Origin of the sequence: Oscillibacter sp. MSJ-31 (genome assembly GCF_018918025.1) — a bacterium.
Classification (GTDB): Bacteria; Bacillota; Clostridia; order Oscillospirales; family Oscillospiraceae; genus Hominicoprocola.
Genome location: NZ_JAHLPT010000003.1, coordinates 169,841 through 188,759, shown reverse-complemented (window position 1 = coordinate 188,759; position 18,919 = coordinate 169,841). Strand labels below are relative to the sequence as shown.

Annotated in this window: 18 protein-coding genes; 17 read left to right on the top strand and 1 reads right to left on the bottom strand. The window is 64.3% G+C overall.

What is annotated here, in order from left to right; all coding sequences use genetic code 11:
- The first annotated feature begins 25 nt into the window (after positions 1 to 25).
- From KQI17_RS04195 to KQI17_RS04140, 12 genes are all read left to right on the top strand, one after another.
- Positions 26 to 736, top strand: a complete 711-nt coding sequence (locus tag KQI17_RS04195; protein ID WP_022018669.1) for a CPBP family intramembrane glutamic endopeptidase — start codon at positions 26 to 28, stop codon at positions 734 to 736.
- 10 nt (positions 737 to 746) lie between these two features.
- Positions 747 to 2,705 carry a DNA mismatch repair endonuclease MutL gene (gene mutL / locus KQI17_RS04190; protein ID WP_216494948.1) on the top strand — a complete coding sequence of 653 codons (1,959 nt, stop codon included), beginning with the start codon at positions 747 to 749 and terminating at the stop codon, positions 2,703 to 2,705.
- Between the two features lie 18 nt (positions 2,706 to 2,723).
- Complete coding sequence (miaA, locus tag KQI17_RS04185) at positions 2,724 to 3,668, top strand: tRNA (adenosine(37)-N6)-dimethylallyltransferase MiaA (RefSeq protein ID WP_216494947.1); 945 nt, start codon at positions 2,724 to 2,726, stop codon at positions 3,666 to 3,668.
- 60 nt (positions 3,669 to 3,728) lie between these two features.
- Positions 3,729 to 3,971, top strand: a complete 243-nt coding sequence (hfq, locus tag KQI17_RS04180; RefSeq protein WP_022018666.1) for an RNA chaperone Hfq — start codon at positions 3,729 to 3,731, stop codon at positions 3,969 to 3,971.
- A gap of 21 nt (positions 3,972 to 3,992) precedes the next feature.
- A complete protein-coding gene (locus KQI17_RS04175) occupies positions 3,993 to 5,225 on the top strand; it encodes an HlyD family efflux transporter periplasmic adaptor subunit (protein ID WP_216494946.1) in 1,233 nt (410 codons plus the stop codon).
- A 2-nt stretch (positions 5,226 to 5,227) separates the two neighbouring features.
- Positions 5,228 to 5,923 carry a YggS family pyridoxal phosphate-dependent enzyme gene (locus KQI17_RS04170; protein WP_216494945.1) on the top strand — a complete coding sequence of 232 codons (696 nt, stop codon included), beginning with the start codon at positions 5,228 to 5,230 and terminating at the stop codon, positions 5,921 to 5,923.
- Between the two features lie 18 nt (positions 5,924 to 5,941).
- Positions 5,942 to 6,403 carry a cell division protein SepF gene (locus KQI17_RS04165; protein ID WP_022018663.1) on the top strand — a complete coding sequence of 154 codons (462 nt, stop codon included), beginning with the start codon at positions 5,942 to 5,944 and terminating at the stop codon, positions 6,401 to 6,403.
- 18 nt (positions 6,404 to 6,421) lie between these two features.
- The gene (locus KQI17_RS04160) at positions 6,422 to 7,120 is read left to right on the top strand and encodes a DivIVA domain-containing protein (protein WP_216494944.1); all 699 of its coding nucleotides are present in this window, start codon (positions 6,422 to 6,424) and stop codon (positions 7,118 to 7,120) included.
- A gap of 55 nt (positions 7,121 to 7,175) precedes the next feature.
- Positions 7,176 to 8,054, top strand: coding sequence for an HAD family hydrolase (locus KQI17_RS04155; protein WP_216494943.1), 879 nt, complete (start codon positions 7,176 to 7,178; stop codon positions 8,052 to 8,054).
- A gap of 12 nt (positions 8,055 to 8,066) precedes the next feature.
- Positions 8,067 to 8,951, top strand: a complete 885-nt coding sequence (rsmI, locus tag KQI17_RS04150; RefSeq protein ID WP_216494942.1) for a 16S rRNA (cytidine(1402)-2'-O)-methyltransferase — start codon at positions 8,067 to 8,069, stop codon at positions 8,949 to 8,951.
- Entirely contained in the window at positions 8,948 to 10,120 is a 1,173-nt protein-coding gene (locus KQI17_RS04145; protein WP_216494941.1) for an SAM-dependent methyltransferase, read from the top strand. The genes rsmI and KQI17_RS04145 overlap by 4 nt, the downstream gene beginning before the upstream one ends.
- A gap of 86 nt (positions 10,121 to 10,206) precedes the next feature.
- Positions 10,207 to 11,424, top strand: a complete 1,218-nt coding sequence (locus KQI17_RS04140; protein ID WP_216494940.1) for a threonine/serine exporter ThrE family protein — start codon at positions 10,207 to 10,209, stop codon at positions 11,422 to 11,424.
- Positions 11,425 to 11,561: 137 nt separating this feature from the next.
- Here KQI17_RS04140 and KQI17_RS04135 read toward each other — a convergent pair whose 3' ends face one another.
- A complete protein-coding gene (locus tag KQI17_RS04135; protein WP_216494939.1) occupies positions 11,562 to 11,960 on the bottom strand; it encodes a PaaI family thioesterase in 399 nt (132 codons plus the stop codon).
- 119 nt (positions 11,961 to 12,079) lie between these two features.
- Between KQI17_RS04135 and KQI17_RS04130 the strand changes: the two genes are divergently transcribed.
- The 5 genes from KQI17_RS04130 (at position 12,080) to KQI17_RS04110 (ending at position 18,697) form a co-directional block, all read left to right on the top strand.
- Positions 12,080 to 13,114, top strand: a complete 1,035-nt coding sequence (locus tag KQI17_RS04130) for a YeiH family protein (protein WP_216494938.1) — start codon at positions 12,080 to 12,082, stop codon at positions 13,112 to 13,114.
- Between the two features lie 63 nt (positions 13,115 to 13,177).
- Positions 13,178 to 14,731, top strand: a complete 1,554-nt coding sequence (locus KQI17_RS04125) for an S-layer homology domain-containing protein (protein ID WP_216494937.1) — start codon at positions 13,178 to 13,180, stop codon at positions 14,729 to 14,731.
- A 38-nt stretch (positions 14,732 to 14,769) separates the two neighbouring features.
- Positions 14,770 to 15,465 (top strand): DUF4430 domain-containing protein, encoded by a 696-nt coding sequence (locus tag KQI17_RS04120; RefSeq protein ID WP_216494936.1) that lies wholly within the window; start codon positions 14,770 to 14,772, stop codon positions 15,463 to 15,465.
- Positions 15,462 to 16,349 (top strand): energy-coupling factor transporter transmembrane component T, encoded by an 888-nt coding sequence (locus KQI17_RS04115; RefSeq protein WP_216494935.1) that lies wholly within the window; start codon positions 15,462 to 15,464, stop codon positions 16,347 to 16,349. Before KQI17_RS04120 ends, KQI17_RS04115 begins: the two co-directional genes overlap by 4 nt.
- Entirely contained in the window at positions 16,322 to 18,697 is a 2,376-nt protein-coding gene (locus KQI17_RS04110; RefSeq protein ID WP_216494934.1) for an ATP-binding cassette domain-containing protein, read from the top strand. Before KQI17_RS04115 ends, KQI17_RS04110 begins: the two co-directional genes overlap by 28 nt.
- The last annotated feature ends 222 nt before the right edge of the window (positions 18,698 to 18,919 follow it).

Here is an 18,919-nt window from a genome sequence, read left to right as displayed (position 1 = left end):
AAACAGACAGAAAGGGTCTATCCACATGGCAAAAAAAGCCGCTACCTCCCACATGAACCAGACCGAGCGCGTCGCGGGGACAATCTTCTTTATCGTCTATCTGCTCGTGCTGCCGCTGCTGGCCAACAAGCTCTTTGGCATTGTCGAGGTCCTGCTCGACACGAAGATCAGCGACTCGCTGGCGAACATCATCTACTACTATGTGCTCTTCGCCATCGTACTGCTGCTCTTTCACTCGTTCCTCGCGCACACGACGAGCCGCTTCCTCGGCGGCGTGAGCCGCGCGATGACGACGTTCTGCATGGGCCTTCTGGTCTTTTACGGCGCGAACGAGCTCTTCTACCGCGTGGCGAACGTGCTCTTCAACAGCCGCACCAACCTCAACGACATGACCATCGCCGCGTCCATCAACGCCGCGCCGCGCCTGACGGCGCTCATCATCGTCTTTCTCGCCCCCTTTGTGGAGGAGGTCCTTTTCCGCGGTCTCGTGTTCGGCTGCCTGAAGGAAAAGAGCCGCGTCGCCGCCTACGTCATCTCCTGCGTGCTCTTCGCGTTCATGCACGTGTGGACCTTCGCTCTCTCCTCGTGGGACTGGAGCTATCTCATCCTCATGCTGCAATACCTCGTTCCCGGCCTCGTCTTCGCGTGGGCGTTCGACCACTCCGGCACGCTCTGGACGTCCATCCTGCTCCACGCGACCGTCAACGCGCTGGCTCTCTGGGCCATCGTCGGATAAGGAGAATACCATGCCGCACATCGAACAGCTATCCCCCCATATCGCCAATCTCATTGCCGCCGGCGAGGTCGTCGAGCGTCCCGCGAGCGTTGTCAAGGAGCTTTTGGAAAACGCCATCGACGCGGGCGCGAGGAACGTCACCGTCGAGCTGCAAAACGGCGGGCTGACCTATCTGCGCGTCACGGACGACGGCTGCGGCATCGCGCCCGACGAGCTGCCCACCGCCTTTCTGCGCCACGCGACGAGCAAGCTCCGCACCGCCGCCGATCTGGCCGCCATCGGCACGCTCGGCTTCCGCGGCGAAGCGCTCGCCGCCATCGCGTCCGTTTCTCACCTGGATATTTTCTCGCGTCAGACGGGCGCCGCGAGCGGCGCGACGCTGCATCTTGACGGCGGCAAGCCGCTCTCCGTCGAGCCCGCGGGCTGTCCCGAGGGCACGAGCATCATCGTGCGCGACCTTTTTTACAACACGCCCGCGCGGCTGAAGTTCATGAAGCAGGACCGCGCCGAGGCAACCGCCATTGCGGGCCTTGCCGCGCACATCGCGCTCTCGCACCCCGATATCTCCTTCCGTCTCATCAAGGACGGCAGGGAGGAGCTGCACACCCCGGGCGACGGCAAGTCCCTCAGCGCCGTCTACGCCGCGCTGGGCCGCGATTTTGCCCTCGCGCTGGTCGAGGTCCACGGGCGCGACGGTCAGCTCGCCGTTGACGGCTTTGTGACCAAGCCCCTCGCGGGCCGCGGCACGCGAGGGATGCAGACCTTTTTCGTCAACGGCCGCTTCATCAAATCCCAGCTTCTCACCGCTGCGGTGGAGGAAGCCTACGCAAACCGTCTGATGAAGGGCAAATTCCCCGGCTGCGTGCTGAACGTCACGCTGCCGGCGGACATGGTGGACGTGAACGTCCACCCCGCCAAGACGGTCGTGAAATTCCTCAATGAAAAGCAGATCTTCGACCTTGTGTACCACGCCGCGTCCGACGCGCTCGACCGCGACGGTGCGCCCGAGCCGCTGCACACACCGCCAAAGCCGACCGCGCAGGCTCCCAAGCCGCAGGAATTTTACCGCAGCATGACGGCGCAGGAGTGGCGTGCGCAGAACGAGGTCAAAAGGCCGGAGCCGCCCAAAAAGGACGCGCCGTTCATCGCCGTCACGTCCGCCTCGAGCGAGCTGGGCGGGCGCGTGAGTGTCAGCGACTTCGTCCGCCGCACACCGGCTCCCCCGGCGAAAAAGCCGGAGGACGGGCACATCCTTCCGAAGATGGTCGAGGCGGCCTTCATGCCGCCGCGCGATGAAGCGGCAAAGCCGGAAACGCCCGCCGCACCCGTTTTCGCCGCGCAGACCACGCTCGAGACCGCGCCCGCCGAGCCGGAGCAGACGGCGATCGAGCCGGAGCCGGTCATACCGTGGCGCATCGCGGGCGAGGTGCTCGACACCTACATCGTCTGCGAGGACGCGGAGAAAACCGTTTGGCTCATCGACAAGCACGCCGCGCACGAGCGCGTGAATTTCGACCGCTTCAAGGCGAATCTTGAGCCCATCATGTCGCAGGAGCTGCTGACTCCCGTGGTCGCGCAGTTCGCCGCAGCGGAGTACACCGCGCTTGTCGGGCAGCTCGCGCTGCTGCGCGAGTTCGGCTTTGCCTGCGAGGAGTTCGGCGACGGCGCGATTTTGATCCGCGCCCTGCCCGCCGACATTCCCGCCGAGGACGCCGCGGCAAGTCTTGAGGACCTTGCAGGCCGCCTCGTCGAGACGCACCACGCCGACCCCGAGAGCGCCCGCGACGCACTGCTGCACACCATGGCCTGCAAGGCCGCCATCAAGGGCGGCTGGAAGAGCGATGAGCGAGAGCTTCGCGTGCTGGTGGATAAGGTACAGTCGGGCGAGGTCCGATTCTGCCCGCACGGACGACCCGTGGCCGTCAAGCTCACCAAATACGAGCTGGAAAAAATGTTCAAGCGCGCCTGAGCGCGGAAAGGAGACGTCATGCCGCCCAAGGTAGTTTGCATCGTCGGCCCGACCGGCTGCGGAAAGACCGGACTCGGCGTCGCGCTGGCCGAAAGGCTCGGCGGCGAGGTCGTCTCCTGCGATTCCATGCAGCTCTACCGCGGCATGGTCATCGGCACCGCCGCACCGACGGAGGCGGAGACGCGGGGCGTGCCGCACCACATGGTCGGCGTGATCGACCCGCGCGAGGATTACTCCGTGGCGCGCTACGCTGCGGACGCCGCTGAATGTGTGGACGGCATCCTCGCGCGCGGCAAGCTGCCCATCCTCGTCGGCGGCACGGGGCTGTACCTCGACGCGCTCCTGCGCGGACACGGTTACGCTCCCGGCACGACCGGCGGAGAGACGCGCAGGCTTCTGGAGCGGCGCTGGGACAACGAGGGCGGCGAGGCCCTCTTCGCCGAGCTGCGCTCCATTGATCCGGAAAGCGCCGCCGCGCTGCACCCGAACGACAAAAAGCGCGTCATCCGCGCGCTCGAGGTCTACCGCGAGACAGGGAAGACCATGTCGCGGCACAATGCCGACACCCGGCTCGTCCCGCCGCGCTACGAGCCCGTCTACCTCGGTCTTGCCTACGCCGACCGCGAGGAGATGAAGCGCATCATTGACCTCCGCGTGGACCGGATGGTCGCACAGGGTCTGTTCGACGAGGTGCGCGCTCTGGTCGAGAGTGGCGTGCCGCGCACGGCGACGGCAATGCAGGCCATCGGCTATAAGGAATGTCTGGGCTGTCTCGCGGGCGAATGCACGCAGGACGAGGCCGTCGCCGAGATCAAGCTCCGCTCGCGGCAGTACGCCAAGCGCCAGCTCACCTGGCTGCGGCGGAACAAGGAAATTCACTGGTTCTACCGGAAAAATTCCCGCGATCTTCCCGCCGCTTTACAATTTTCGACAGAAATTCTCACGAACCTTGGCGTATCCTGATTTTATACGGACGGCACCCATAAAACCGCCGCCCGAATAAAAAGAAAGGGTACATCCAACATGAAAAAGACAGCCAATCTTCAGGACATTTTCCTCACCAAAGCCCGCAAGCAGGGCGTGCCGCTGACCGTGTTCCTCGTCAACGGCTTCCAGATGCGCGGCAGCGTGACCGGCTTTGACAGCTTCACCGTCGTTCTTTTGAGCGAGGGTCGGCAGCAGATGATCTACAAGCACGCGATCTCGACCATCGCGCCGCTGAGCCCCATCGACCTGCACGAGGCGGACGAGACCGGGGAGGAATGACCTGAGCCTCCCGAGGTGCCTATGAGATCCCGATCCCTATCGACAAAACTGATCTTTGTTTTTCTGTTTCTCGCGGTGGCCGCCTACTTCAGCGTGCAGGCCTACCGCTACTTCGTCGACCCGCAGACCACCACGCTCGTCTACGCTTACTCCAGCGAGGACGCCATCGCCGCGACCGGCTATTTCGCGCGCGACGAGCAGGTGATCGCGTGCAGCGAAACGCTTCTGGAGCTCGAGCGCGCCGAGGGTGAACGCGTGAACGCGGGCGGCGCGCTCGCAACGGTCTACCGCAGCGAGAGCGCGCTGAACGACCACCGTCAGCTCCGCGCGCTCCGGTCCCGGCTCGAGCAGCTGCGCTACGCGCGCGAGGCGTCCCGCGACGCCGAGACCGCGCTCAAGCTCGACGGCGACATCCGCGAAGACCTCTTTGCGCTGCGCGCTTCCCTTGCCGCCGGAAGCTGGACAAGCGTCGAGTCCACCGGCGAGGAGCTGCGCACGACAGTCCTCAAGCGCGAATACGCCTACGCGGGCACGGACGATCTGGATGTGCGCATCGACGCGCTCAATGCCGAGATCAGCACGCTCTCTGGCCGTCTGGAGGGCGGCACACAAACGATCCGCGCGCCGTTTGCCGGCACCTACAGCGCCGTCGCCGACGGCTACGAGGCCGTTCTCACCCCCGCGGCGCTGGAGAATATGACCGTCGCGCAGTACGACGCCATCGCCCCGGAGGCGGCAAGCTCGACCGTGGGCCGGCTGATCGCCGGCGAGGAGTGGCGCTTCGTCACCGTGCTGAGCGCCGCAGACGCCGCGCGGCTGCAAAAGGGACAGGCCCTCAGCCTGCGCGCCGCGACCGGCGTGGACTTCGATCTTGACGTCACCGTCGAGCGCATCGGGCGTGAGGAGAACGGCCGCGTGATCGTCGTCCTGCGCGGCGGCAGCCATCTGGCCTATGTCACGCTCCTGCGCGCGCAGAACGTCGAGCTGATCCTCGCGCGCTACGAGGGACTGCGCATCCCCAAAAATGCTCTCCGCGTGGATGCGGACGGCAGCAGCGGCGTCTACTGCCTTGTGGGGCTGCGCGCCTACCGCAAGCCGGTGGAGGTCCTCTGGCAGGGCGAGGATTACTGCCTTGTCCGGCCCGTCGGCATCGAAACGACCAGTGAAAGCCTGCGCCAGCTCTACACGCTGCGCGCCGGCGACGAGGCGATCGTCTCGGCAAACGATCTATACGATGGAAAGGTGGTCGAATGAACATGAGCATTCGGGAAAACATTCAGCAGGTACGGGAAAATATTGCCGCCGCGGCGCTCTCCGCCGGGCGCAGGCCCGAGGACATCACGCTTGTCGGCGCGAGCAAGATGAACGACGCCTCGGCCTGCCGCGAGGCCATCGCCGCGGGCATCGACGCGCTCGGCGAGAACCGCGTGCAGGAGATGACGCAGAAGCTCGCGGAGAACGCCTACGACGGCGCGCCTCTGCACTTCATCGGTCATCTCCAGCGCAACAAGGTGAAGCAGGTCGTCGGCAAGGTCGCGCTCATCGAATCCGTCGGCTCCTATGAGCTGCTTGAGGATATCGACCGGCAGGCCGAAAAGCTCGGCATCGTCCAGCCCATTCTCCTTGAGGTCAACGTCGGCGGGGAGGAGGCCAAGAGCGGCTTTGCCGTCTCCGAGGTCCGCGCCGCCGCCGAAAGGGCCAAGAGCCTCTCCCACGTCGTGCTGCGCGGGCTGATGACCATTCCGCCGGTCGCCGAGAGCGAGCACGGGAGCGTGCCCTACTTTGAAAAAGTTCATGCGCTTTATGTTGACATCAACGCGAGTTTGTATGATAATAAGCTTGATATATTATCTATGGGCATGAGCGGCGATTATGAGGACGCCGTCCGCTGCGGCGCGACGATGGTGCGCGTCGGCACGGCGATCTTCGGCGCGCGCCACTATACGCTTTGATACAGGGAGGTTTTTTCCATGGGACTCATTGACGATCTGAAGAAATGGGCGCATCCCTACGAGGATGAGGACGAAGAATACGAAGACGATTTTGCCGAGCTCGGCTCCCGCGACACGGGCGCCTTTGCCGACGAGCGGCCCAGCCGCCGCGAGCGCGACCGCGACGAGGATCGCCGCAACAAGGTCGTCAACATCCACGCGACGACGCAGCTCAAGGTCGTGCTCGTCAAGCCCGAGCGCTTTGAGAATGCCAGCGAGATCGCCGACCACCTGAAGGAAAAGCGCACGGTGGTCATCAATCTCGAATCCACGAACAAGGACATTGCCCGCCGCCTGATCGACTTCCTCTCCGGCGTCGCCTACGCGGGCGAGGGCAAGATCAAGAAGGTCGCGGCCAACACCTACATCATCACGCCCTACCACGTCGATATCATGGGCGACCTGATCGACGAGCTGGAAAACAACGGACTGTACTTATAAGAGACGGAGGGCTGCACGATGCTGACACCGCAGGAGGTTTCCAACCACGCATTCGCCAAGGCCGTCATGGGCGGCTACAACATGGCCATGGTCGATGAGTTCCTTGACGAGCTGACCGACGACTATACCTCGCTTTACAAGGAAAACGCCGCGCTCAAGGCGAAGATGAAGGTGCTCGTGGACAAGGTCGAGGAATACCGCTCGACCGAGGACGCCATGCGCGCCGCGCTGCTGACCGCGCAGAAGATGGCCGACAGCATGGTCGCCGAGGCGGAGGAGAAGAAAAAGTCCCTGCTCGAAAACGCCGAAAGCGAGGCCAACCGCAAGATCGGCGCGCTGCGCGACGAGGTCGCGCAGGAGGAGCGCCGCCTGACCGCCGCCAAGGCCGAGACCGCGGACTTCCTCGCCCGCGTGCGCGAGCTTTACGAGCGTGAAATGAAGCTCCTCGAGGAGCTTCCCGAAGCGGACCTCGCCCCCGCGGCTCCGCTGGAGCTCGCCAAGCCCGCCGCCGACGTCAGCGAGATCGAAAAGAGCATCATGGATTCCTTCAAGCTCCCCGACCTCACAAAGGCGGCGGAGGTCGAGCCGGAGGCCGAGGAAGCGCCCGAGGAGCCAGAGGAAAACCCGGAGGAGGGCAATCCCTTCCTCGATTCCGCGACCCGCGCCATCAAGCTCAGCGACCTCAAGTTCGGCCGCAACTACCACGGCGAAGAATAAAACGCACTTCAAAAGAGCGGCTCTCTCTGAGCCGCTTTTTTCACAGGAGGACACCATGACCAAACGCCCTATCGTCGCGTTCCTTTACGACTTCGATAAGACCCTCTGCACCACCGATATGGAGGATTACGCCTTCATTCCATCCCTCGGCTACACGCCCTCGGAGTTCTGGGCCAAGGCCAACGGCTTCGGCTATGAGAACAAAATGGACGGCCTGCTCGCCTATATGTACACCATGATCCGCGAGTGCGCCGCGCAGGGCATCCGTCTCGACCGCGATTATCTGGTCCGTTCGGGCGAGGCCATCGAGCTGTTTCCCGGCGTGCGCGAGTGGTTCGCGCGCATCACCGCCTATGGCGCGGACCTCGGCGTGGACGTGGAGCACTACGTCATCTCCTCCGGTCTGCGCGAGATCATCGAGGGCAGCGGCATCGCCCATGAGTTCAAGCAGATCTACGCCTGCGAGTTCTATTACGACGAAAGCGGCCTCGCCGCCTGGCCGAAGCTGGACGTCAACTTCACGAACAAGACGCAGTTCGTCTACCGCATCAACAAGGGCATTCTCGACATCGCCCGCGACAAGGAGCTCAACGACTCCATGCCCGACGACTCCAAGCGCGTGCCGTTCACCAACATGGTCTACGTCGGCGACGGACTTTCCGACGTGCCGTGCATGAAGATGATGCGTGCCTACGGCGGACAGGCCGTCGCGGTCTATCAGAAGAGCAACCGCGCGGGCGTGGAAAAGCTTTTGCAGGACGGGCGTGTAGACTTCATTTTCCCCGCCGACTACCGCGAGGGAACGGAGTTCGATAAAACGGTACACAACATTCTGCGCAAAATGGCAGTCTCCGACGCGCTGAGCGAGAAGAACGCCGAGCAGCTGCGCGCCATCGGGCAGGGCGACGACCCCGACCAGATCATGCTATTCTAAGAGGAGAACGCTATGGACGAAATGAACACCGTCGGCACGCTCTACATCGTGTCGACGCCCATCGGCAACGCGCGCGACATGACCGAGCGCGGCCGCCAAATTTTAGAGACGGCGGACATCATCGCGGCGGAGGACACCCGCCGCAGCGTCGTGCTGCTCAACAAGCTCGGCATCCGCGGCAACCAGCTCTCCGCCAACCACAAGTTCAACGAATACGGCAAGGCCAAGTGGTTCATCGAGCAGCTCCGGCAGGGCAAGAGCATCGCCGTCATCACCGACGCGGGCACGCCCTGCATCTCCGACCCCGGCAACGAGCTGATCCGCGCCGCCATCGACGCGGGCATCCGCGTGGTCGGCGTGCCCGGCTGCTGCGCCGCGGTCACGGCGCTGTCCATCTCGGGCTTCGACCTTTCGACCTTCTTTTTCTTCGGCTTCTTCCCGCGGGAGGCCGCCGACCGCCGCCGTGCGATCGCCATGATGCGCCGCGGCGACACGCGCACCTACTGCTTTTACGAAAGCCCCAAGCGCATCATGGACGCGGTGGAGTTCTTTATCTCGGAGCACGCCGGCGTGCGGCTGTGCCTGTGCAACGACATGACGAAGCTCCACGAGATGACCTTCCGCGGCACGCCCGCCGAGGTGCGCGATCAACTGCTCGCCAAGGGCAGCTACGATAAGGGCGAATACGTCCTGCTCTGCGAGGTGGAGGAGGATTATCTCATCACCGAGGTCGAGCACGTCTCCTCGCCCGAGGCGCTGCTGGTGGACTGCATGGTACAGCATGACTGCACCGCCAAGGACGCCATCAAGCTGCTTTTGAAGGACGACAACAACACCTACAGCAAAAACGAGCTCTACGCCGCGCATCTTGCCCTGAAAGAGAGGTTCGGCGCATGAGCATCGTGTTGGACGACCTCACCGCGCGGCTCGACACGCTCACCAAGGCCGTGCTTTCTCAGCCGCTCGCGCGCATCGGCTGCTCCAAGGTGACCATCCGCCCGCTGTCGCTGCGCGGCAAGGCGTTTTTTCAGCTCGAATACCAGCATGGGCAGAAGGTCACGCACCGCAACGTGACGAAGGGCGAGCTGCCCGGGCTGTTCGCGCAGGAGCTGGACGGTCTTTATCTTCAGGCCGTGCTCTGCACCGAAACGGAGACGCGCCAGTACATCCGCAAAACGAACGGCAGCTACAAATGCACCGCGAAAGGCGAGGCGCAGCGCACCGCCGCGCCGAAGGCGCATGACCGCCGAAAGGAATACATCCTTGCCGAGGGCGAGAACATTCCCGCGCTCGTCGACCTCGGCGTGTTTACGCCGGACCTCCGCATCGTCAAGGCGAAGTATGATAAGTACAAGCAGATCAACCGCTTCATCGAGCTGGTGGATGATGCCTTCCGCGCCTCGGAGCAGCAGGAGATCACCATTCTCGACTTTGGCTGCGGCAAATCGTACCTCACGTTCATTCTCTACTATTACTTCACCGTCAAGCGCGGCGTGAAGGCGACCATCCTCGGCTACGACCTCAAGGAGGATGTGGTGGAGCATTGCAACGCCATCGCGCAAAAGTACGGCTACGACGGCCTGCGCTTCGTCGTGAGCGACGTCACGCGCGACACGCTCGCGGACACCCATGTGGATATGGTCGTCACGCTCCACGCCTGCGACACCGCCACGGACTACGCCCTCTGGTACGCCGTCGAAAAGGGCGTGAAGCACATTTTCTCCGTTCCCTGCTGCCAGCACGAGATCAACGCCACCATCCACAAGGGCGGCGATTTCGACGTGCTTCTGCGTCACGGTCTTTTGCAGGAGCGCTTTTCCGCGCTGCTGACCGATTCCATCCGCGCCGCCGTGCTCGAGGACATGGGCTACACGGTGGACGTGATCGAATTCATCGACTTCGCCCACTCGCCGAAAAACCTCATGCTCCGCTGCGTCAAGGACCGCCGCGCGGGCGAGAGGAACCTTTCCGCCGCGCGGGAGCTCGCGGAAAAATACGGCTTCCGCCAGACGCTTCTGGAGCTTGCGGAGAAAAAATGTCACAGCGCGCAAAACGCCGCCTTTTAAGCGGTGTTTTCTCTTCTTGACAGGGGAATGCTTTCGCAGTAAGATAATGCCCGCCGTTCCACAAAACGGCGGCAGGAGTGATATTCATGGACTATTATCTATTGACGGATATGGCCGCGCAGATCGGCTACGAGCTGGCCGTCAGCGGTGCGGAGACCTTCCGCATCGAGGAGACGATGCGCCGCGTGCTCGCCGCCTACGGCATCGAATGCGAGGCCTTTGCGATCCCCAACTGCGTCATGGTCAGCCTTGAGGCGGACAACGGCAAGCCGCTGATGGTGATGAAGCGCGTCGGCTTCCACGGCAACGATCTTGACGCGGTCGAGCGGCTCAACGCGCTCTCGCGCCGCATCTGCGCCGAAACGCCCGACCCCGCCGTTGCCGCGCAATGGCTGGAGGAGACAAGAAACGATCGCCGCAGCTATTCCGTTCCCGTTTATTACCTTGGCAATCTTCTTGCCGCGTCCGGCTTCTGCCCCGTCTTTGGCGGAACCCTGCGCGACAGCCTGTGGGCGGGCCTGATGGGGCTTATCATCGGCTTTGTCACGCGCCGGATGGATAAGCTCGAGGCCAACCCCTTTTTCAGCACCATCGCCGCCGCCTTCGCCATGGCGGTGCCCGCCTACCTCGCCGCCGCCTTCGGGCTGGTCGACTATGCGGACGCGGTCATCATCGGCTCGCTGATGATCCTGGTCCCCGGTCTGCTCATCACCAACTCCATGCGCGACATCATCTACGGCGACACAAACTCCGGCGTCAATCGCATCGTGCAGGTGCTCCTCTCGGCGCTCGCCATCGCCATGGGCACTGCGGCCGCGTGGCACATAACATCCTCCCTCTACGGCCAGACCGCCGCCAGCACGCTTTCCTATCCCTTCTGGCTTCAGGCCATCGCCATCGCGGTCGCCTGCACCGGCTTTGTTATCCTCTTCAACGTCCACGGCTGGGGGCGCTGCCTGTGCGCGCTCGGCGGCGTCGTGACGTGGATGGCGTATCTGCTGTGCGGCGAGCTCGGTCTCGGTCCCTACGGCGCAAACTTCATCGCCGCCGCGGTCGCCGCCGTCTATGCCGAGGGCATGGCCCGCGCCCGCAAGTATCCGGTCACCTCGTATCAGGTCATCTCCGCCGTACCGCTGCTGCCCGGCGCCGGTATTTACTACACCATGTCCCTCGGGCTGAACGGCAGCACCCAGCTCGCCCTCCAGCGGGGCTTCGCCACCGCAGGCATCGCCGGCAGTATCGCCGCCGCGATCCTGCTCGTCTCATCCGTCGTTCGCCTGTTCACCGCGCAGCGGAAAAAATAAGGCAATATAAGGCAAAGGGAAGACACGCGCTGCGTATCTTCCCTTTATTCTTTCTTCGCGCGGCGGAATGAAGAAAGGGGACGGGCATTGCGCCCGACCCTGCCGGTATGGCAGAACATGACCTCAAAGCGATCCGTTCAATCCAGAAAATACATATTCATCTGCGCGCAGGCGACGAGCGCGCCGGTGTCGTCGGTGATATTGACTTCAAAAAAGCCAACGTGTCCGCCGACCTTGATCTCGCGCCCGACCGCCGTCAACGTCCTGCTGCGCGTGGTGGGCCGCAGGTAATTCATCGAGCCGTTGAGCGTGACGTTGCGCCGCCCGTACTTGATGCGCGCAAAGGCTCCAGCGGCGGTGTCCGCCATCGTGTAGAGAAAGCCTCCGTGGACGCTGCCCCAAACGTTGCGGCTGTTGTCGGTGATCTCGGCCTCCAGCACGCTTCTTTCCTCATCAACGGAAACGATGCGGATGCCGTTGTGCCGGATAAATCCATTGGATTCGTGCTTGATTTTTTCTGCATAATTCTCTATCATAGCTATCGTGCTCCTCTGCTCCTTGGCTGTGCTTCTGCCAAAGATCATAGCAGAAGTGCGCGCGGCCTGCAAGGCAAATTCAAAAGAAATCACTACCGGCAAAGAGAGGTCAGATCACCATGCGCTCCATTCTCGCTCAAATCAAAAGCTACGCGCCGGGCTTCGCGCTCGCGCTCGTCATCGCGCTGCTCGCCAAGGGCATCGAGGCCCTGCTGCCGTTCGACGTCATCGGCGCGTCCGTCATCGCCATGTTCATCGGTATGCTCATCAACGGCTACCGCAAGCCCGGCAGGACCACCACGCCCGGCGTGAAGTTCACGGCGAAGAAGATCCTGAAATTTGCCATCATTCTCCTCGGCGCGAGCCTGAATGTCACGACCATCCTGAACGTCGGCAGAATGTCGCTGACCGTCATGCTCTTTACGCTCCTTACCTGCTTCGGCGGCGGCTACTTCATCGGCCGCGCGCTGGGTCTGGACTGGAAGCTCTCGAACCTCATCTCCGCGGGCACCGGCATCTGCGGCGGCAGCGCCATCGCGGCGGTCGCACCCGTCATCGACGCCAAGGACAGCGACATCGCCTACGCCCTCTCCGCCACCTTCCTCTTTGATATGGCGATGATCGTGCTCTTTCCCATCATGGGCCGCGCGATGGGCCTTTCCGACATGGCCTACGGCCTGTGGGCGGGCACGGCAGTCAACGACACCTCCAGCGTCGTCGCCGCAGGCTATGCCTTCAGCGAGGGCGCGGGCGACTTCGCCACCATGGTCAAGCTCACGCGCACGCTCGCCATCATCCCGACGGTGGTGGTGTTCTCGTTTGTGAGTATGCACCTGAAGAAAAAGGAAGCCGCCGCGTCCGGCGGCGCGGTGCAGATCAGGTGGAGGAGCGTCTTTCCGTGGTTCATTCTCGGCTTTCTCGCCATGGCGGTGCTCAGCAGCGTGGGCGTGATCCCCGCGGCAGCCGCGGCGGCGCTCAAGAAGGTCAGCAAGTTCCTCATGGTCACGGCGCTCGCCGCCGTGGGACTCAACACGAGCTTCGCCGAAATGAAGAAATCCGGCGCGGCGCCGATGGTGCACGGCTTCCTGATCTCCGCGCTCGTCGTCCTCGTGGCGCTGGCCGTGGAGTATTTCATGGGCATCCTGCCGTTCTGACATACCGCAGCGCCCGGGGAGATCGCCCCGTGAGCGGCGCTTACAAGGAAAGGGGAACCTCCAATGAAAAAACAGTTATGCTCTCTGCTGACAGCTCTCGCTCTGGCCGTCGGCCTTCTGCCGTCCGCGGCTCGCGCCGCGGAAAATGCGCCGTCCTTTGCCGACGTTCCCGCTGCCGCGTGGTACGCGGACGCGGTGCAGTACGTCTATGAAAACGGTCTTATGACCGGCGTTTCGGAGAGCGAGTTTGCGCCGGACGGCACAGCGATGCGCGGCCAGATCGTCACCATTCTCTGGCGTCTCGCGGGCAGTCCCGTCGTCAACTATGCCATGCGCTACGCCGATGCGGACGAGGGCGCGTGGTACGGCGAGGCCGTGCGCTGGGCGGCTTCGACCGGCGTCGTTACCGGCTATACCGAGAGCAGCTTCGGCCCGAACAACGCCATTACGCGCGAGCAGCTCGCCGCGATCCTCTACCGCTATATTAAAACGCAGGGGCAGGGCTTTACCGGAACGTGGTACTTCGCACTGCGCTATGACGATGCGGCCAGCATCAGCGATTGGGCGGACGAGGCGATGCACTGGTGCGTGATGAAGGGTGTCCTCAACGGCACGGGCGAAACGACGCTCAGCCCCCAGCTTACCGCGACGCGCGCGCAGCTGGCAATCATTCTCCGGCGCTTCTGTGAGCTGCCCAAGGATACCGCGAGCAAGAGCGCCGCACAGACCGCCTATGACCGTGCGTCGGCCTACCTGACCGCCGCCGTGAGCGCGCCGCGCTACGGCAGTCTCGGCGGCGAGTGGACGGTGCTCGCCCTCGCCCGCGGCGGCGCGGACACCGAGACCGCTTATTTCACCGACTATTACGCCGCGCTCGAGCAGACCGTGCGTGAAAATAAGGGCGTGCTCAGCGAGCGCAAGTACACCGAGTACAGCCGCATCATCCTCGCGCTCTCCGCGCTCGGGAAGGACGCGCGGGACGTCGCGGGCTATGATCTGACGCTTCCGCTCGGCGACTACGAAAAGACGGCGGCGCAGGGCGTGAACGGCGTGATCTACGCGCTCCTCGCGCTCGACAGCCGTGACTATCCCATGCCGCAGAACGCGGCGGCAAGCACGCAGGCGACGCGGCAGCTGTATGTGGACGCTATCCTGGCCGCTCAGCTTGCAAACGGCGGCTGGAGCTTCATGGGCGAGGACGCCGATCCCGACCTGACCTCCATGGCCTTACAGGCGCTGGCGAGGTATCGGGAGCAGAGCAGCGTCCGGCCGGCAGTCGACCGCGCGCTTGTGTGCCTGAGCGCCATGCAGAACGCGGACGGCGGCTTCTCTTCCTGGGGGAGCGAGAATGCCGAGAGCTGCGCGCAGGTGCTCCTTGCGCTCAACGCGCTGGGCCTTGACACGGACGACAGCCGCTTCGTGAAGAATGGGCACAGTGTGCTTGACGCGCTGCTGACCTATCAGAACGCAGACGGCGGCTTCTGCCACGAGCGCGGCGGGGAAACGAATCTCATGGCAAGCGAGCAGGCAGCCTGCGCCCTCGCGTCGCTCGTCCGCGCCGAGCGCGGCGAGAGCAGCTTCTACCGGATGGCAGCGCTGACGCAGCCTACCGCCTGATGGCATAGCAGCACCGAAAAGAAAGGAGGGAGACGGACATGAAAACGGCAAAGCGCCTTTGTGCGGCGCTGCTGGCGCTTGCACTGATATTCACTCTTGCGGGCTGCAATGCACAAACGACGGAGCCGACGCCGACACCCACGCCGGCGCAGAGCGAAACGCCCGCGCCCGATGCGGCGCAGGATGCGCCCGCCACGTCCGCTCCATCCGAGACCGAGCGGCAGGAGGAGACTCCTGCCGAGCCGTCGAAGCAGGCTGAAGCACCGTCACAGACGGCCGACACACCTGCTTCGCCGGACGAGACGGACACACCGTCGGAGAACGCCGCGCCGACGTGTACGGTCTCCATCTCCTGCGCGGCGATTCTGGAAAATCTCGACCGGCTCAACGCGGAGAAGGCTGACCTGATCCCTGCGGACGGCGTTCTGCTGGCTCCGACCGCGGTGGAATTTACCGAGGGCGAGAGCGTGTTTGACGTGCTCAAGCGCGTGTGCCGCGAGAACAAAATACACATGGAGTTTTCCGAAACGCCGGTCTATCAGTCCGCCTACATCGAGGGCATCGGCAACCTCTATGAGTTCGACTGCGGCGAGGGCTCGGGCTGGATGTACCGCGTGAACGGCGAATTTCCCAACTACGGCTGCTCGCGTTATACCCTCGCGGACGGCGACACCGTCGAGTGGGTCTACACCTGCGACTTCGGCGCGGATGTGGGCGGAGGGCTCGGCGCATGAAGCATCACGCCTTTCTCGCCTGCCATCCGGCGGTGAACCTTCTGTACTTTGTACTGGTGCTGACGTTTTCCATGTTCTTCCTGCACCCCCTCTGCATTGCCGTCTCGCTCTGTGCTGCGCTCCGGTGCGCCGCGCAGTTAAACGGCGGCACGGCGGTGCGGCGCACCGCGCGCTGGCTCGCGCCGTCGGCGCTGCTCGCCGCGCTGGTGAACCTCGCCTTCAACCACGAGGGCGCGACCATTCTGGCCTATCTGCCCTCGGGCAACCCTCTGACGCTGGAGTCCATCGCCTACGGCTTCGCCGCCGCGGCGATGCTCGCCGCCGTGGTGCTGTGGTTTTCCTGCTGGAACACAGTCATGACCTCGGATAAGCTCATGCACCTTTTCGGGCGCGTCGTGCCCGCGCTCTCGCTGCTGCTCTCCATGACGCTGCGCTTTGTGCCGCGCTTTCAGGCAAAGCTCCGCGAGGTGACAGCGGCGCGTCGCGGCATGGGGCTGTACGCGGAAAAGGGTCGGCTTCAAAAGCTCAAGAGCGCCGTGACGGTCTTTTCCGTCATGGTGACGTGGAGCCTTGAGAACGCCGTGGAGACGGCGGACAGCATGAAAAGCCGCGGCTACGGACTGCCGGGCCGCACGGCGTTTTCCCTTTACCGCTTCAGCCGCCGCGACAGGCTGCTGCTTTTGTGGCTGGTGCTCTGCGGCGCTTACATCGCCATGGGCTGGGCACTCGGCGGCGTGAAGTGGCGCTACTATCCCACGGCGCGCGGCGTGCTGACGCCGTATTTCGCGAGCGTGCTGCTCGCGTATTTTCTGCTCTGCCTGACGCCGGTGCTGCTGCAAAGAAAGGAGGCGCGCACATGGAGCTCTATCGCGTCGAAAACCTGACCTTTACCTACCCCGGGCAGTTCGCGCCCGCCCTGCGGGATGTGAGCCTGACGCTCTGCGCGGGCGAATTCGTCACGCTCTGCGGGCTTTCCGGCAGCGGCAAAAGCACGCTCCTCCGCCAGCTCAAGACCGCGCTTGCGCCCAACGGCGTCCGCCGGGGCGCGGTCCTTTTCGCCGCCCGCCCGCTCTCCGACGTTTCGCAGCGCGAGCAGGCGGAGCGCATCGGCTTTGTGCAGCAAAGCCCGGAAAACCAAATCGTCACCGACAAGGTCTGGCACGAGCTGGCCTTCGGGCCGGAGAGCCTCGGGTACGATACGCCCACCATCCGCCGCCGCGTCGCCGAGATGGCGGGCTTTTTCGGCATGGAGAGCTGGTTCCACAGGGAGGCGGCGTCGCTCTCCGGCGGGCAGAAGCAGCTTTTGAACCTGGCCGCCGTGCTGACCCTGCAGCCGGACGTGCTCATTTTAGACGAGCCAACCGCGCAGCTTGACCCCATCGCGGCGGCGGACTTCCTTGCCGCACTCGCGCGGGTCAACCGGGAGCTGGGCACAACGGTGCTGCTCTCCGAGCAGCGGCTGGAGGAGGCGCTGCCCCTCTCCGACCGCGCCGTTGTGCTGGACGGCGGGGCGGTCCTCGCGGACGGCGCGCCCCGCGCCGTGGGCGCGCAGCTGCGCACGGCGGGACACGAGCTGTTCCGCGCCATGCCCGCCGCCATGCGCGTGTGGGCGGCGGTGGAGAACGACCTTCCCTGTCCTGTCTCCGTGCGTGAGGGGCGGGACTGGCTGGCGGACTTTGCCGCCTCGCACCCCCTCAAGAGCGTGCCGGAGCGCCCGCTGCCCGCGCCCTCGGAGGAGACGGTCGTAACCGTCTCGGATGCGTGGTTCCGATATACGCCGGACGCGCCGGACGTGCTGCGCGGGCTGGAGCTGACGGTGCGGCGGGGCGAGCTTTTCGCCATCCTCGGCGGCAACGGCGCGGGCAAGTCCACCACGCTCAAGCTGCTCGCTGGCCTGCAAAAGCCCTATCGCGGAGAGGTCCGCGTCACCGGCAAAACGGCGCTCCTGCCCCAGGAGGTGCAGACGCTTTTTGCCAAAAAAACCGTGCGCGAGGACCTTGCCGAGATCGTCTCCGACGGGGCGATACTCGCCTACGTCACCGCACTCTGCCGTCTGGACGCGCTGCTGGACCGTCACCCCTACGACCTTTCCGGCGGCGAGCAGCAGCGCGCGGCGCTGGCAAAGGTTTTGCTCACGCGGCCCGATATCCTGCTCCTCGACGAACCGACGCGCGGACTGGACGCGGCCTTCAAGGCGGAGCTGGCTGAGCTGCTGCATGATCTGCTCGCGCAGGGGGTGACCGTCGTTCTGGTCAGCCACGACGTGGAGTTCTGCGCCGCCTACGCGCAGCGCTGCGCGCTCTTTTTCGACGGCTCCATCGCCTCCGATGGCGCGCCCCGGGAGTTTTTCGCGCTCAACCGCTTCTACACCACGGCGGCGAACCGCATGGCGCGGGACCATCTGCCCGCAGCCGTGACGGCGGAGGACATCATCGCCGCCTGCGGCGGCAGGGAAGCGCCTCCAAAAGAGCGGCGGGAGCCCCCACCGCAGCCGCCGAAGGCGGCGGACATACCCGCCGCGCCGCCGGAAAAGCGAAGGCTTTCCCCGCGCACGGCCGTCTCCGCCCTGATGGCCCTTCTGCTCATCCCCCTGACGCTGGTGTTCGGTCCCAAGTTGCTGGGCGACCGGAGCTACTACGCCGTTTCGCTGCTGATGGTGCTGGAGGCCATGCTGCCGTTCTTCCTTACCTTCGAGAGGCGCAAACCCCGCGCGCGGGAGCTGGTCGTGACCGCGGTGCTCTGTGCGCTGGGCGTGGCGGGCCGCGCGGCCTTCTTCATGCTGCCCCAGTGTAAGCCGGTGCTGGCGCTCACCGTCCTCGCGGGCGCAGCTCTGGGCGGGGAGACGGGCTTTCTTGTGGGCGCGGTGACCATGCTGGTCTCCAACATTCTCTTTTCGCAGGGACCGTGGACGCCGTGGCAGATGCTGGGCATGGGGCTGTGCGGCTTTCTCGCGGGGCTGGTGTTCCGCAGGGGCGGTCTGCCAAGGAAGCGGGAGGCGCTTTGCGCCTACGGCGCGGTGAGCGCATTCCTCGTCTATGGCATTCTGCTCAACGCCTACTCCGCGCTGCTCGCCACGGGAACGCTGACGTGGCGGAGCCTTGCGGTCTACTGTGTCTCCGGCTTTTCGATGGATGCGGTGCAGGCCGGATCCACGGCGGTTTTCCTCTGGTTCTTCGCCGAGCCGATGCTCGATAAGCTCGAGCGCGTCAAAATCAAATACGGCTTCGCGTGATGACCGCTCGCCGCATCGCCCCCGAAAATACGGCCGGAGACAGCGACGAGCCGTTCTACCCAGCCGCGCAATGCCGGCAGCGCGTTACGCCACGCCGATACTCGCAAAAAATGCCTGTGATGCTGTAACATCACAGGCATTTTGTCATGGCATATCGGTATGGATGCCGACCGAACCGGGACCCCACAAGGCGGGGCGGCGCGGGTGCGCCGTCACAAGTAT